Below are 14,375 nucleotides of genomic sequence, written 5' to 3' on the forward strand. Positions count from 1 at the left end.
ATGAGCGGCAGCATTCAATATAAAACCGAAGAAGAGATTGACCTCATCCGAGCCAGCGCCCAGTTGCTGGCCAGGGCCCACGGCGAAGTCGCGGGAATGGTGAAGGAAGGAGTCACGACGCGGCAGCTTGATAAGCGCGCGGAGGAGTTCATCCGGGACCATGGTGGGGTGCCGTCCTTTAAAGGGTATAATCAGTTTCCCTTCAGCTTGTGTCTATCGCCAAACTCGGTGGTGGTGCACGGGTTTGCTACCGACGAGCCGCTGAAGAGCGGCGATATTCTGACGGTAGACTGCGGGGTTTTCCTGAATGGCTTTCATTCAGATAGTGCTTACACTTACCCAATCGGGGAGGTGGCGCCGGAAGTACTGGCTTTGCTGCGGGAAACCAAGGCAGCCCTTTACAAAGGCATCGAACAAGCAGTGAGCGGCAACCGCGTGGGCGACATCAGCTACGCTATCCAGAATCACGTAGCTCCGATGGGCTACGGGGTGGTGCGCGAATTGGTGGGCCACGGAGTTGGAGCTAAGCTGCACGAAAAACCCGAAGTGCCGAATTACGGCAAGCGGGGTTCTGGGCCGCTCTTGCAGACGGGGTTAGTATTGGCCATCGAGCCAATGGTAAACTTAGGCAAGAAGGATGTGGTGCAGGAGGCGGATGGCTGGACGATTCGCACCAAGGACCGAAAACCCTCGGCGCACTTTGAGCACACCGTTGTTGTTAGAAAAGAGAAGGCAGAAATTCTGACCTCCTTTGAATTCATAGAAAAAGCATTGCAGTAGCCCTTATGGCAAAACAAGCCTCGATTGAGCAGGACGGTACCATCCTCGAAGCCCTCTCCAACGCCATGTTCCGCGTGGAGCTGGAGAACGGCCACCAGCTGATTGCCCACATTTCGGGCAAGATGCGGATGCACTACATCAAGATTCTGCCCGGCGACAAGGTGAAACTGGAAATGTCTCCCTACGACTTGTCGAAGGGCCGAATCAAGTATCGTTATAAATAAACTCGTTTCTCTTCACAGGTCATGAAAGTAAAAACCTCGGTGAAAAAGCGTAGCGTGGACTGCAAACTGGTCCGCCGTAATGGCAAGCTCTACGTCATCAACAAGAAAAACCCCCGCTTCAAACAGCGTCAGGGCTAATCCCATTTTAGAATCCCGGAGCCTTGGGTACTGGTAAGGTTACTTACCGCCTTCCAAGCCGCTGCCGGGGTTCTGTCCGCAAACACATAACCACACACAATGGCTCGTATCGCAGGGGTTGATATCCCGGACAACAAGCGCGGCGAAATCGCCCTGACTTACATTTTCGGCATTGGCCGGAGCAACTCCAGCAAAATCCTCACGCAGGCTGGTGTTGATGTGAACAAGAAGGTGAAGGACTGGACCGACGAGGAGTCGGGTGCCATCCGCGCCATCATCGCCGCTGAGCACAAGACCGAAGGCGTGCTGCGCTCGGAAGTGACCACGAACATCAAGCGTTTGATGGACATTGGTTGCTACCGCGGCTTGCGTCACCGCAAAGGGTTGCCGGTTCGTGGTCAGCGCACCAAGAACAACTCGCGTACCCGCAAGGGCAAGCGCAAAACGGTGGCCGGCAAGAAGAAGGCAACGAAATAATCTCACACGGGAATCGGCGCTGGCTTTGGCGAGTAGTGTACTCGCGCAGCCAGCGCCAACACCTCCCGCATTTTTTGCGATAACCAAATGGCACAAAAAAGAAAAGACAAAGCCAAGAAGCGCGTTGTCGTGGTGGAGCAGGTGGGCCAGGTACACATCCGTGCCTCGTTCAACAACATCATCATCTCCATCACCAACAACAACGGTCAAGTTATTTCGTGGGCTTCGGCCGGCAAGATGGGCTTCCGTGGTTCGAAGAAAAATACGCCCTACGCCGCTCAAATGGCGATGAGCGACTGCGGCAAAGTGGCCCACGACCTGGGCATGCGCAAAGCCGAAGTATTCGTGAAAGGCCCGGGTTCGGGCCGTGAGTCGGCCATCCGCGCCCTCGGCAACGTGGGCATTGAGGTGACCACCATCCGCGACGTAACGCCGCTGCCCCACAACGGCTGCCGCCCCCCCAAGCGTCGTCGCGTTTAGTTTTTCACTTCAGTTAGGATAATAAGATGGCACGTTATACCGGCCCTACCTCAAAAATTGCCCGTCGCTTCAACGAGCCGATTTTCGGCCCCGACAAAGCGCTCAATAAGAAAGCTTATCCTCCGGGCCAGCACGGCCGCGGCCGCCGCAAGAAGCAGTCGGAATACGCCGTGCAGCTGATGGAGAAGCAGAAGGTGAAGTACATGTACGGCATGTTGGAGAAGCAATTCGAAAACCTGTTCCACAAGGCTGCCACCATGCCCGGCATCACCGGCGACAACCTGCTCGCCCTGCTGGAAGCCCGTCTCGACAACACCGTGTACCGTTTGGGCATCGCCTCGACGCGTCGCGCGGCTCGTCAGCTCGTGGGCCACAAGCACATCACCGTAAACGGTGAAGTGGTGAACATTCCTTCGTACCACCTGCGTCCCGGCGACATTGTGGCCGTGCGTGAGAAGTCGAAGTCGCTCGAAGCCATCACCACGAGCCTGTCGGTTCGCAACTCGCGCCAGTTCTCCTGGTTGGAGTGGGACGGCAAGGAGCTGGCTGGCAAATTCACCACCGCCCCCAGCCGTGAACTAATTCCGGAGAAAATCACGGAACAGCTCATCGTCGAGTTGTATTCGAAGTAATTAGCGCTACTGGTAGCGGCCCGGCAATTTGCCGGGCCGCACTTGTGCTTACTCGGCTATATAGCGCATGCGTTGAGCTTGCGCTTACTGCGTTTAAGCTGTCAGCATGCAAGATTTTATTTAATTGGCGCAAGCTACCGCGTGCGCTACAACTTTTTTAACGCCCCACATATGTCAATCTTAGCTTTTCAGATGCCGGAGAAAGTGGTGATGGAGAAATCCGACGACTTCACCGGGACGTTTGAATTTAAGCCGCTCGAGAAGGGCTACGGCGTCACCATCGGCAATGCGCTGCGTCGCATTCTGCTGTCGTCGCTGGAGGGTTTCGCTATCACGTCGGTGCGCACCAGCAGCGTGCTGCACGAGTTTTCGACCATCGAAGGGGTGATTGAGGACATGTCCGAAATCATCCTGAACCTGAAGATGGTCCGCTTCAAGAAAGTGAGCGATGCCATCTCGGATAAAATTACGGTGCGCGTGAAAGGCCAGGATACCTTCTCGGGTGCCGACATTGCCAAGTTCGCCAGCGGCTTCGAGGTGCTGAACCCCGACCACGTGATTGCGCACCTGGACCCCAGCGTTGAGCTGGAGCTGGAGCTGACGATTGCCCGTGGCCGCGGCTACGTGCCCGCCGACGAGAACAAGCCGGCCGACCAGGTTTTCGGTCAGATTGCCATTGATGCCATCTACACGCCCATCAAGAACGTGAAGTATAGCATCGAGAACACCCGCGTGGAGCAGAAGACCGACTACGAGAAGCTCATCATTGAGATTCAGACCGACGGTTCGATTCATCCGGAGGAGGCGCTGAAAGGCGCTGCCAACATCCTCATCCAGCACTTCATGCTGTTCTCGGACAACACGATGACCCTTGAGGGGCCGCGCGTAACCGAAGACGAGCCGATTGATGAGGAAACCATGCAGATGCGCAAGATGCTCAAGACTCCGTTGGAGGACATGGAGCTCAGCGTACGCGCCAAGAACTGCCTCAAGGCCGCCGACATCAAGACGATGGGCGAACTGGTGCAGTTGGAGATTGCCGACATGATGAAGTTCCGCAACTTCGGCAAGAAGAGCCTCACCGAACTCGAAAACCTCGTGGAAGAGCGCGGCCTGGAGTTCGGCATGGATTTGAGCAAGTATCGTCTCGACGAAGAATAGCAGTGATGGCTGAACCGTTGAAGAGTTGACTGCGTTGCAGTCGGCCAACAAAGGTTCAGCCATTCTTTTTTACTCATTTTTTTTTAATCAGTGCGCCCAAGGGGCAGCGGTTCTAATGAGGCCTCGAAGGCCCGCCGTGGTCGCCGCCCGCAAGTGCACACATTTTCAAACGTCCGATGCGACACGGAAGAAAAGTTAACCAACTGGGCCGTACTACCGCCCACCGCCACGCGATGCTGTCGAACATGGCTTCGTCGCTCATCCTGCACAAGCGTCTGACGACGACGGTGGCCAAAGCCAAAGCCCTGCGCAAGTACGTGGAGCCGATGCTGACCAAGTCGAAAGAAGACACGACGCACTCGCGTCGAATGGTGTTTGCTGCCTTGCAGGACAAAGAGTCGATTAAGGAGCTGTTTGGCAACATTTCGAGCAAAATTGCGAACCGTCCCGGTGGCTATACCCGCATCCTGAAGCTGAGCGATACCCGTCTGGGCGACAACGCCGACATGTGCGTGATTGAACTGGTGGACTTCAACGAAACCCTGATTGAGTCGAAGCAGGCGGCTGCTGATAAAGCTGCTGGCACTACCCGTCGTTCGCGTCGTGGTGGCAAGAAAGCTGCTGGCGATGCCGCTACTTCGGCTACCGAAGTGAAAGGCGAAGCTGTTGCTCCGAATGCTGTAGTTGAGCAGTCGGCTCCGGCTGATACGGCCACCGAAACCGTGAAAGATGGCGAGAGCCGCGAAGAGGCTAAGGCTGACGAGGCTGGTGCTTAATTCGTAGCAGTTGCTGAAAAGAAGAAAGGGACGCTCCGCGAAGGGCGTCCCTTTTTTGTTTTAAGGAAGCACCCTTTTTCTGTACCGCGTAGCTCTCCTAAACGCGTAGCGGGCGGCGGTTTTACTTGGCCAAAGGTGCATATCCCAGCCGATTCGCGTACGTTTGCAGCAACTTTAACTGTTTACCAAACGCCCTGCTATGAGCTTCATTTCGCAAATTCATGCCCGCCAAATTTTTGATTCCCGCGGTAATCCGACGGTAGAAGTGGACGTCACGCTCGACTCGGGCGTGGTGGGCCGCGCCGCCGTGCCTTCGGGCGCCAGCACCGGCAAACACGAAGCCGTGGAGCTGCGCGACGATGACAAGTCGATGTACATGGGCAAAGGCGTACTCAAAGCCGTTGACAACGTCAATTCCCGCATTGCCGAGGAACTGGTGGGTTTCTCGGTATACGAGCAAGCCCTGCTCGACAAGATTATGTTGGAGATGGACGGCACGCCCAACAAAGCCAACCTGGGCGCCAACGCCATTCTGGGCGTGAGCCTGGCCGCGGCCCGCGCGGCCGCGCAAGACGCCGGCATGCCGCTGTATCGCTACGTGGGCGGGGTAGGGGCTTCGACGCTGCCCGTGCCGATGATGAACATCCTGAACGGCGGCTCGCACGCCGACAACTCCATCGACTTTCAGGAGTTCATGATTATGCCCACGGGGGCGTCGTCGTTCTCGGAAGCCCTGCGTTGGGGCACCGAGATTTTCCACCACCTGAAGAACGTGCTCAAGAAGCAAGGCTTCAGCACGAACGTGGGCGACGAAGGCGGCTTTGCGCCCAATATCAAGTCGAACGAGGACGCCATCAAGATTGTGTTGCAGGCCATCGAAACGGCTGGCTACCGCCCCGGCGAAGACGTGTTCATTGCCATGGACGCGGCCGTGTCGGAGTTTTACGAGGACGGCGTGTACCACTTCAAGAAGAGCACCGGCGACAAGCTGACTTCGTCGCAAATGGTGGACTACTGGACCGACTGGATGAAGAAATACCCCATCATCAGCCTGGAGGACGGCATGGACGAGGACGACTGGACCGGCTGGAAGGCCCTCACGGAGCGCGTGGGCAAGCAAACTCAGCTGGTGGGCGACGACTTGTTTGTGACCAACGTGAACCGCCTGCAGCGCGGCATCGACGAAGGCATCGCCAACGCCATTCTCATTAAGGTAAATCAGATTGGCACGCTCACCGAGACGATTGACGCCATTAACCTGGGTCGCCGCAACGGCTACAAGAGCATCATGAGCCACCGCTCGGGCGAGACGGAGGACAACACCATTGCCGACCTGGCCGTGGCCCTGAACACCGGCCAGATTAAGACCGGTTCGGCCTCGCGCTCCGACCGGATGGCTAAGTACAACCAGCTGCTCCGCATTGAGGAGGAACTGGGCGAAGTGGCTTACTTCCCCGGCAAGAAAATGTAGGGAATCCTCTCGGGTAACAACAGAACGGCCGGTTTTGCGTGAGCGAAGCCGGCCGTTCTGTTATCTTTACCCTGATGCAACTACCCTCGTTTATCGGTCCGATGCTGCGCGTGTTCCGCAGCTTTTATTTCCTCACTGGGATGGGCTTTCTGGTGTGGATGTTGGTGTTTGACGCCAACGACCTGGGCAAGCAGTTCGACATCTACCGCAAGTGGCAGGAGCTGCGCAACGAGAAGCAGTACTACCTCGACAACATTGAGGTGGTGAAGAAGGAGCGGGCCGAATTGATGAGCTCGCCGGCGCTGCTGGAGAAATTTGCGCGGGAGAAATACCTCATGAAGCGGCCCGGCGAGGACGTATTCGTGCTGGTACCCGCTACCGAGGAGTAGGCGACCAACGGACTCGCTACGGCGCGTCTGCGCCGAAATGGCCGTACTTTAGGCCATGCAAGCACACAAAAAAGCGCTGTTGATGGCGGGGCTGCTGGCGGCGGCCTGCGGGTGGGCAGGCGCCCATGAAACCCCGAAGCCCGCTGCAGCGCCGCATCAGAGCCAAGCCCAGGCGGCTCACCAATTTTTGCGGGCCGTGCTGCGGGCTGACTATTCGGCGGCCTACCGGCGGCTGGCGCCGGAAGTGCAGCATACCATCAGCCTGGCCCGGTTTGAGGCATCGGCCCGGCCGCTGTGGCGCAGCGGGCATAAACACCGGCAGGCTATTGAGCTATATAAGCTGGGCGTGCGGCTAGGCGATGGCGGGGCCTCGCGACTTTTTTACGCATTTTCCTTCGCTGCTGACTCCGCTATTAAACCACCGCCGGTGCTATTGGAAGTAACGTTTCGGGACACTGCATCGCGGGCAGTGCTGGGGTTTGGTCTGCGGCCCAGCATACCGTCAAAGCCGGCCAAGCCATTAATGACACCTCGGAAACGCTAAATAAGCCTGATTAGCGTGGGTTCCAAGATGGGCGGCTTAGAACTACACTAACGGCACAAAACATTTTTTGTGCTTGGTTGTGCTGAAAGCGGTAGTCAAGCGGCTGGGTCGGGAGCAGGCAACAGCGTGGGAGCAGCAGGCTTGGCTCCGGGCGGCATGGCCGCGCGGCCGTAGTAGCGCTGCAGGCCCACCGCCAGCCAGAACAGCACTATCACGCGGGGCTCCTGCCAGAAATCCTGCGTGAAGGAGTGCAACAGGAAAAACACCAGGTACACCGTGAAGCCCACCTGAGCCGGTGTCTGCCGCCAGCGAAACACCCACTTTAGCTGCCGTAGCACGAGGTAGCCCAGCAGCAGCACGCCGGTGAGAAAGCCCAGCGCGCCCGACTCAGCCAGCCAGTCGAGGTAGAGGTTGTGCGCGTTCATGCGGCGCAGGGTGGGGGTGTAGTTGGGATGCTCGGGGTCGTGGCGCACGAAGTCGAGGTAGCGGTCGGGGAACGTGCCCGGGCCCACGCCCACCACGGGCTCTTGCTGAAAGAGCGAGAGGCTGTAAACCCAGCGGCTCATGCGCTCGGCATTCGACTCGTTGGTTGAAGAGAAGTCGCTCACCGAACCCAGCTCGTGCAGCAAGTCGGTTTTGGTGCGGGTGAAGGGGTGGGGGTGAACCATGTGGATGACCTGCCAGGCCCCGAGGATGAAGCCGGTGGCCACGGCCCACGGCAGCAGCAGCCGAACGCCCGCCTCACGCCCCGAAAATGCCAGCAGCAGCAACGCCTGCGCCAGCAGCGAGATGTAAGACGCCCGCGAGTAGGAAAACGCCACCACCATGAGCACGCCCGTGAGCGCAGCTGTGACCGCGAAGCGGCCGCGTTGGCTTTGGGCCCGCGGGTGGAACAGCAGCGCCATGTTGAGCAGCAGCACCAAGGGCTCGAGCAGCACCGTGAGGTTGGTGTGGCCGTGCTCGAGGAAGGGCTGGGCAATCATGTACGAAATGGTGTAGGAAATGCCCACCACTGCGTGACGCGCCAATGCATATGCCACTAAGATGCCGGTGCCCAACGCCAGTGCCCCCAGCGCCCGAAACCACTCGGCGCGCTCGAGACGTAGCACGCGCTGCACGCCGTAGCCGAACAGGGCGTAGAGCAGCACGGCCGCGAAGTACTTGGCCGACACCAGCGGCGCGCTGGAAAACACGGTAGACAAAAACAGCGCGCCAAAATGCAGCCCGATAAGCTTATCGAGCCGGCGCGCGGTGCGCGGCCAGGGCACCCAGCCCGCCAGCAGCCCCAGCCCCAGCACGCCCACCGTGAGGGCCATTAGCGGCTCTGAAGCCACCATCAGCCCAAAGCGCCAACGCTCCGAAAACCAGTCGACCGAGAGCGGCAGGCTGGCCAGCGAAACATAGAACAGGCCCAGCAACAGCGAGCGAAAACGCGAAGAATCCATGCGGAAAAAATAGTGCACCACCCGGGCGCAACGAGGTGTCGGGGCTAGCCGATTTTCTTGCCCGCCATGGCCTGCTGAATGGAAATGTTCATCACCCGCTCGGCATAGGGCCGGGTCAGCTCGTCGAGCTCGTCCATGGCCTTGAGGATGGGGTCGCGCTCGGTGCCGGCCAGGGCCGTGCGCACGGTGGCGACCTGCGCCGCGGTGGCCGTCAGCTCTTCGTCGGTGAGATGCTGGCGGTTTTTGCGGGTGAAGTTGTCGACCTGGTACAGCAACTGCTCGGCGGCGGTACGCGCTTCAATGAGCAGGCGGGTGGCCACGTCCTCCTTGGCGTTCACCAGCGAGTCCATCAGCATTTGCTCTACCTGTTCGTCGGTAAGCCCGTACTGGGGCTTGATTTCGACCTGCTGGCGGGTGTTGGAGCGCAGCTCGATGGCTTCTACTTTCAGGATGCCGTCGGCGTTGAGCAGGAAATTCACGTCGACCTTAGGCAGGCCCGCCGGCATGGCCGGAATGCCCGTCAGCACAAACTCGCCCAGCTTGCGGTTCTGGCTCACGAGGTCGCGCTCGCCCTGATACACGGCAATTTTCAGGTTGACCTGGCCGTCGACGCTGGTGGTGTACTGGCGGCCGGCCTTGGTCGGGATTTTGGAGTTGCGCGGAATGATGGGGTCGAGCAGCCCGCCCAGCGTCTCGATGCCCAGCGTGAGCGGCGTCACGTCGAGCAGCAGCACGTCGCGGCGGTTGCCGGCCAGAATATCGGCTTGAATGGCGGCGCCGAGGGCCACCACTTCGTCGGGATTGAGTGAGTTGTTGGCCGGCTGGCCGAAGAACTCCGACACGGCCTCGTACACCAGCGGCACGCGCGTGGAGCCGCCCACCAGCAGCACGGCGTCGAGCTTGGTTTCGAGCTTCGCATCGGCCAGGGCCTGGCGGCAGGCCGCAATGGTGCGGTCCACGAGCGGGCGGATGAGGTCGTTGAACTGCGCGCGGGTGAGCGTGACGGGGATGTTCCGGCCGGCTTCGTCGGTGAGGTGGGTCGTGAAGTCGTCGTGCTGGCTGAGGTGCTTCTTGGCCATTTCGGCCGCCAGGCGCAGCTGCTGCTGCAGGTGCGGGTCGGAGTGGAAAGACGCGGGCAGGCCGAAGGTGTTGGTCCAGTGCTCGACCACGGCGCGGTCAAGGTCGTCGCCGCCCAGGTAGGTGTCGCCGTTGGTGCTCAGCACCTCAAAAATGCCCTGCTGAATGCGCAGGATGCTAATGTCGAACGTGCCGCCGCCGAGGTCGTACACGGCCACGGTTTTCTCCTCGTCGGGGTCGAGGCCGATGCCGTAGGCCAGCGCGGCGGCCGTGGGCTCGTTCACGATGCGCAGCACTTCGAGGCCGGCGAGGCGGCCGGCGTCGCGGGTGGCCTGGCGCTGGGAGTCGTTGAAATAGGCCGGCACGGTGATGACGGCGCGATTCACGGGCGTTTTGAGGGCGTGCTCGGCGCGGGCGCGCAGCTCGCGGAGAATGTCGGCCGATAGCTCGATGGGGGAGAAGAACCGGTCGTCGACGCGGATTTTCACCAGGCCTTCGGAATTGTCGTCGATGACCTTGTAGCCCAGCTGCTGGGCGTGCTCGCCGAGGTCGCGGTAGCTTTTGCCCAGCAGGCGCTTCACCGAGTAAATGGTGCGCTGCGGGTCGGTGAGCAGAAACTCGCGGGCTTCGGTGCCCACCACGGGCTCGGCGCCGTCAGTGGGGAAGTGCACCACCGAGGGCACGATGCTGCCGCGGCCGAGGTCGTTGATGGCCACGGGCTGACGGTTTTCGGGGTGCACGTAGGCCACCAGGCTGTTGGTGGTGCCCAGGTCGATGCCCACGATGATTTCTTCTTGCTGGAGGCTGCCGGTGGCAAGGTTGATAGCGACTGTAGCCATATAAAGGAGGGGCCCGCGGTGGCGCGGGCCCGGAGGAAATAAAAAAATAACGCCGGCTGGCGCCAATACAAAAGTAGCCCCTAAACAGGCCCGGGCTGGAAATGATGCAACCGGGAGCGGCCGGCTATTTACAATGCCTGAATTTTATTCGAAGATTTTGATATTATTTCAAACCAAAACGATTGTAGGGCTCGTAAGGAAAGGACAAATGCTGTAAACATTTGGGAATCCGAAATATCCGGCCGATACGGTGGCAGGTGTTCAGGCTCCGCATTGCCTATTTTTTCACCTTTTCCTTTCACGCTTTTTACATGAAAAACCTGCTTACTCGTCCCCTGTTCCACGTTGCTCTGCTCGCAACTTCGGTGGGAGGGATGTTGGCCTGGAGTGGCCAACACAACACGCTGGAGGCCTCGAGCCACCGCGAAGCCCCGCTCATCGCCGACGACCCGCTGGCCGATAACACCGACCTCTACGCCTTCCGCAGCCCCGAATTTCCGGGCAACGACGCGAACGCCGCTGTTACCATCATCGCCAACTATATTCCGCTGGAACTGCCCCAGGGCGGTCCCAACTACAACACGTTTGGCGAGAACGTGCGCTACGAAATCCACATCAAGAACGGCACGGCCGGCAATGCCGGCGACGACATTACGTACCGTTTCACCTTCACCCGCACCAACCAGGACCCGACCACCTTCTTTAACATCCGGTTGGGGCAGCAGAACCTGAAAACCACCTACATCTGCGAAAAAAGCACGGGTGGTGGGGCATTCAGCACCATCGTAAGCAATGGCATTGTGCCGCCGCCCAATGTAGGGCCGCGTTCCATTACCAGCGCGGCCGGTTTGAACACCACCTACGCCACGCTGATGACTAACGCCATCCAGACGCTCGCCGATGGTACCAAAATATTCTGCGGTCCCACCGATGACCCGTTCTTCGCCGACTTGGGCGGCATTTTCGACCTGGGCGGCATCCGTGCTCCCGGCTCGGCCCGCGACGGCCTGGCCCGCAAAAACACCCACGCCATCGCCATGCAGATTCCGGTGTCGTTGCTGAAGAAGGCCAGCGCCCCGGCTCTGACCGGCACCACCAACATTCTCGATTCTAACTACATCATTGGCGTGTGGGCCTCGGCCAGTCGTCCTTCTACTCGCGTGCTGTCGGCTACGGGGGCCGCGCCCACTACTTCGGGCAATTACGTGCAGGTGTCGCGCATCGGCATGCCGCTGCTGAACGAAGTCATTAACCCCATTGGGGCCAAAGATGCCTGGAACGCGGGCTCGCCCTACGCCGAGGTGGCCGCCACCGACGATTACCTCTCGAACCCCGAGTTGGGCCTGTACATGGCCGACAACGTGCCCGTGGCCCCCACGGCGCCCAAGCCTGCTGGCCAGACCTACTACGGCGAAGCCGTGCCCGGCCTGGGTCCGCTGCGCATTCAATCGAAGTCGCTGGCTGGCCAGGCCCTGCTGGGCGGCTCGTCTTTCGCTGGTTTCGACTTCCGCAACGGCGCGGCTGGCGTGAGCGCCCTGGCCGGCACGCCTCTGGTGGCCGGCACGGCCCTGGCCCCATTGGCCAGCGGCGGCTACGGCGAGTACCTGCTGCGCCCGGGCAAGCCCCGCTCGGTTGATATCCTGCCCATCTTCCACACCGGTGTGCCGAACGCTATTCCCTACCAGTTGGCAACTGGCAAAGCCGGCAACCCGCTGGCTGCTGGTAAGCCTTTCATCAACAACTTCCTGCTGGTGGGGGCCTCGGCCAGCAACCCCGGCGGCGACATGTTGCGCTTGAACATGGCCGTGCAGCCTACTGCTCGTAACTCGGCTGATTTTAGCTCCGACGGCTTGTTGGCTGCCGCTGTACTCGGGCTCACCGATAGCCGGTACAATGCCAGTAATGCGCTGCAAGCCATTCCGAATATGGACGGCTTCCCCAATGGCCGCCGTCTGGAGGATGACGTGACCCGCATTGAGTTGAAAGCCGTTGGTGGCGTGGTATTGGCCGCCATTGGCCTGTGGTACGACGACTACACGCCTTCGTCGACGAACCCCGTGACCGCCCAGTTGGGCCGCGTGCTTGGCTTCAACGCCGGCGTCAGCGCCAACGACACCACGTTCCGCGCTTCCTTCCCCTATGTGCAGACGCCGTGGAGCGGCACCAATGCCCAGCGCGTGGCCCTGGCCCAGCGCTCGGCCGGCCTCGGCCTCTCGCCCAACCTGACCGTGGCCCAGGCTTTCCCGAACCCCTTCGTGGACCGCACCACCCTGCACTTCGAACTGCCCACCCGCGGCACCTTGAGCCTCGTGATTAGCGACGCTGCCGGCCGCCGCGTGGCCACCGTAGCCAAGGACAAAGCGTTTGCCCAAGGCGTGAACGAACTGACCTGGACGCCGGGCCGCGACGTGGCCCCCGGCCAGTACATTGCCACTCTGTACAACGGCAGCACGGTAGTGCAGTCGGTGCGCATCGAGCGCCAATAATCGGAGTCAGATTTCTCTGACCGCTGAATGAAGAGCCGCCGTTAGGTCCCGTGATGGGCTGGCGGCGGCTCTTTTTCGGTGACGGCTTGCCGGGCCTTACCTTGTTGCCAATTGACTTTCTGCGCTTGTGAAAAAGTATCTATACCCAAGTTTGCTGCTGGTATTTGGGCTCCTGGCCCTTGCCATCTTCGTTTTTAAGAAACCCGCCGTGCGCACGCCCGAGCTCAAGGAGCGCCACGGCGACCTGGCCGCTGGTGGCGAGTGGCTGAACACCAAAGCCGCCATCGAGGGCCTGTTAGCCAAGCTGCGCCAAAACCCCGCCGACCACAAAAGCCGCCTGCTCCTGGCCCAGGCCTACATGCAGGAAGCCCGCGTGACCGGCGACCACCCCTACTACGACGGCGCGGCCATGGAGCTGCTGGAAGAAGTGCTCCAGGCCGGGCCCGAGAACTTCGAGGCGCTGTGCTGCAAGGCCTCGCTCAGCCTCACGCAGCACCATTTTGCCCAGGGCCTGGGCATTGCCGAACAAGCCCGGCAGCTCAACCCCAACAGCGGCTTCGTGTACGGCCTGCTGACGGACGCCAACGTGGAAATGGGCCACTACGAGGAAGCCATTAAGATGGCCGACAAAATGAACGAGCTGCGGCCTGACCTGCCGGCGTATGCCCGCGTGAGCTACCTGCGCGAGATTTATGGCGACGTGCCGGGCGCCATTCAGGCCATGGACATGGCCGTGAAAGCCGGCTACATTGGCCTGGAGCAAACCGAGTGGACCCGCGTGGCCCTGGGCCACCTCCACGAGATAAGCGGCGACACGGCCCGGGCCCGCGGCTACTACCTCATGGCGCTGGCGGCCCGCCCCGGCTATGCCTACGCCCTGGCCGGCATGGGGCGCATGGCCGCGGCGCGGCGCGACTACGCCACCGCCATCAGGTATTACCAGCAGGCCCGCGGCCTGGTGAAAGACTACGCTTTTGCCGATGAGCTGACCGACCTGTACCGCCTGAACGGCCAGCCCAGCGAAGCCCAAAAAATGGCCAAAGAGTCGATTGCGATGCTGGCCAGCGCCGCCCAGGAGGCCGATGACAACGAGCAGATGGGCCACTACGCCGACCGCGAGCTGGCCTACGCCTACCTCAAAACCAACGAACTGGACAAGGCGCTGGAGCACGCCAAAATTGAGTACGGCCGTCGCCCCGACAACATTGACGTGAACGAAACCATGGCCTGGGTGCTCTACAAGCGCGGCCAATACGCCGAGGCCCAGAAATACATGCAGGTGGCCCGCCGCACCGGCTCCAAAAACCCGGTGCTGCTGGCCCGCGCCGGCCTCATCCTCAGCAAGCTGGGCAAAACGGCGGAAGGCCAGGCGCTGATTGAAAACTCCCTGAAAACTGCCCCCTACCTCAACCCCGACGTGGAAGCCGAGGGCAAAAGACTGTTGGCCGTCCGCTGA

The 14,375-nt window shown here is 60.4% G+C and carries 15 protein-coding genes; 13 read left to right on the plus strand and 2 right to left on the minus strand.

Annotation, left to right across the window (positions count from 1 at the left end; translation table 11 throughout):
• The 11 genes from map (at position 1) to IC234_RS14225 (ending at position 7,072) form a co-directional block, all read left to right on the plus strand.
• The gene (map, locus tag IC234_RS14175) at positions 1-780 is read left to right on the plus strand and encodes a type I methionyl aminopeptidase (protein WP_190925717.1); all 780 of its coding nucleotides are present in this window, start codon (positions 1-3) and stop codon (positions 778-780) included.
• Between the two features lie 5 nt (positions 781-785).
• The gene (gene infA / locus IC234_RS14180) at positions 786-1,004 is read left to right on the plus strand and encodes a translation initiation factor IF-1 (protein ID WP_035567874.1); all 219 of its coding nucleotides are present in this window, start codon (positions 786-788) and stop codon (positions 1,002-1,004) included.
• A 21-nt stretch (positions 1,005-1,025) separates the two neighbouring features.
• Positions 1,026-1,142: a 50S ribosomal protein L36 gene (gene rpmJ, locus IC234_RS14185; RefSeq protein ID WP_046246595.1), complete on the plus strand. Its 117-nt coding sequence runs from the start codon at positions 1,026-1,028 to the stop codon at positions 1,140-1,142.
• 99 nt (positions 1,143-1,241) lie between these two features.
• A complete protein-coding gene (rpsM, locus tag IC234_RS14190) occupies positions 1,242-1,619 on the plus strand; it encodes a 30S ribosomal protein S13 (RefSeq protein ID WP_190925729.1) in 378 nt (125 codons plus the stop codon).
• Positions 1,620-1,706: 87 nt separating this feature from the next.
• Entirely contained in the window at positions 1,707-2,099 is a 393-nt protein-coding gene (rpsK, locus tag IC234_RS14195) for a 30S ribosomal protein S11 (RefSeq protein ID WP_035567868.1), read from the plus strand.
• Between the two features lie 26 nt (positions 2,100-2,125).
• Positions 2,126-2,731, plus strand: coding sequence for a 30S ribosomal protein S4 (rpsD, locus tag IC234_RS14200; RefSeq protein ID WP_190925741.1), 606 nt, complete (start codon positions 2,126-2,128; stop codon positions 2,729-2,731).
• A 171-nt stretch (positions 2,732-2,902) separates the two neighbouring features.
• Entirely contained in the window at positions 2,903-3,892 is a 990-nt protein-coding gene (locus tag IC234_RS14205) for a DNA-directed RNA polymerase subunit alpha (RefSeq protein ID WP_190925743.1), read from the plus strand.
• 176 nt (positions 3,893-4,068) lie between these two features.
• Positions 4,069-4,668 (plus strand): 50S ribosomal protein L17, encoded by a 600-nt coding sequence (rplQ, locus tag IC234_RS14210; protein WP_190925745.1) that lies wholly within the window; start codon positions 4,069-4,071, stop codon positions 4,666-4,668.
• Between the two features lie 199 nt (positions 4,669-4,867).
• Complete coding sequence (eno, locus tag IC234_RS14215; protein ID WP_190925747.1) at positions 4,868-6,139, plus strand: phosphopyruvate hydratase; 1,272 nt, start codon at positions 4,868-4,870, stop codon at positions 6,137-6,139.
• A gap of 74 nt (positions 6,140-6,213) precedes the next feature.
• Positions 6,214-6,528 (plus strand): FtsB family cell division protein, encoded by a 315-nt coding sequence (locus IC234_RS14220; RefSeq protein ID WP_223827676.1) that lies wholly within the window; start codon positions 6,214-6,216, stop codon positions 6,526-6,528.
• 55 nt (positions 6,529-6,583) lie between these two features.
• Entirely contained in the window at positions 6,584-7,072 is a 489-nt protein-coding gene (locus tag IC234_RS14225; RefSeq protein WP_190925749.1) for a hypothetical protein, read from the plus strand.
• Between the two features lie 95 nt (positions 7,073-7,167).
• Here the strand turns inward: IC234_RS14225 and IC234_RS14230 are convergent, their stop codons facing one another.
• Together IC234_RS14230 and hscA are read right to left on the minus strand one after the other, a co-directional pair.
• On the minus strand, positions 7,168-8,517 hold the full coding sequence (locus IC234_RS14230; RefSeq protein WP_190925750.1) for an O-antigen ligase family protein: 1,350 nt from the start codon (positions 8,515-8,517) through the stop codon (positions 7,168-7,170).
• A gap of 44 nt (positions 8,518-8,561) precedes the next feature.
• Complete coding sequence (gene hscA, locus IC234_RS14235; protein WP_190925753.1) at positions 8,562-10,433, minus strand: Fe-S protein assembly chaperone HscA; 1,872 nt, start codon at positions 10,431-10,433, stop codon at positions 8,562-8,564.
• A 311-nt stretch (positions 10,434-10,744) separates the two neighbouring features.
• Between hscA and IC234_RS14240 the strand changes: the two genes are divergently transcribed.
• Positions 10,745-12,919, plus strand: coding sequence for a DUF4331 domain-containing protein (locus IC234_RS14240; protein ID WP_190925755.1), 2,175 nt, complete (start codon positions 10,745-10,747; stop codon positions 12,917-12,919).
• A 127-nt stretch (positions 12,920-13,046) separates the two neighbouring features.
• Positions 13,047-14,375, plus strand: a complete 1,329-nt coding sequence (locus IC234_RS14245) for a tetratricopeptide repeat protein (protein WP_190925757.1) — start codon at positions 13,047-13,049, stop codon at positions 14,373-14,375.

The sequence above is a fragment of the Hymenobacter armeniacus genome (assembly GCF_014699055.1).
Taxonomy (GTDB): Bacteria; Bacteroidota; Bacteroidia; order Cytophagales; family Hymenobacteraceae; genus Hymenobacter; species Hymenobacter armeniacus.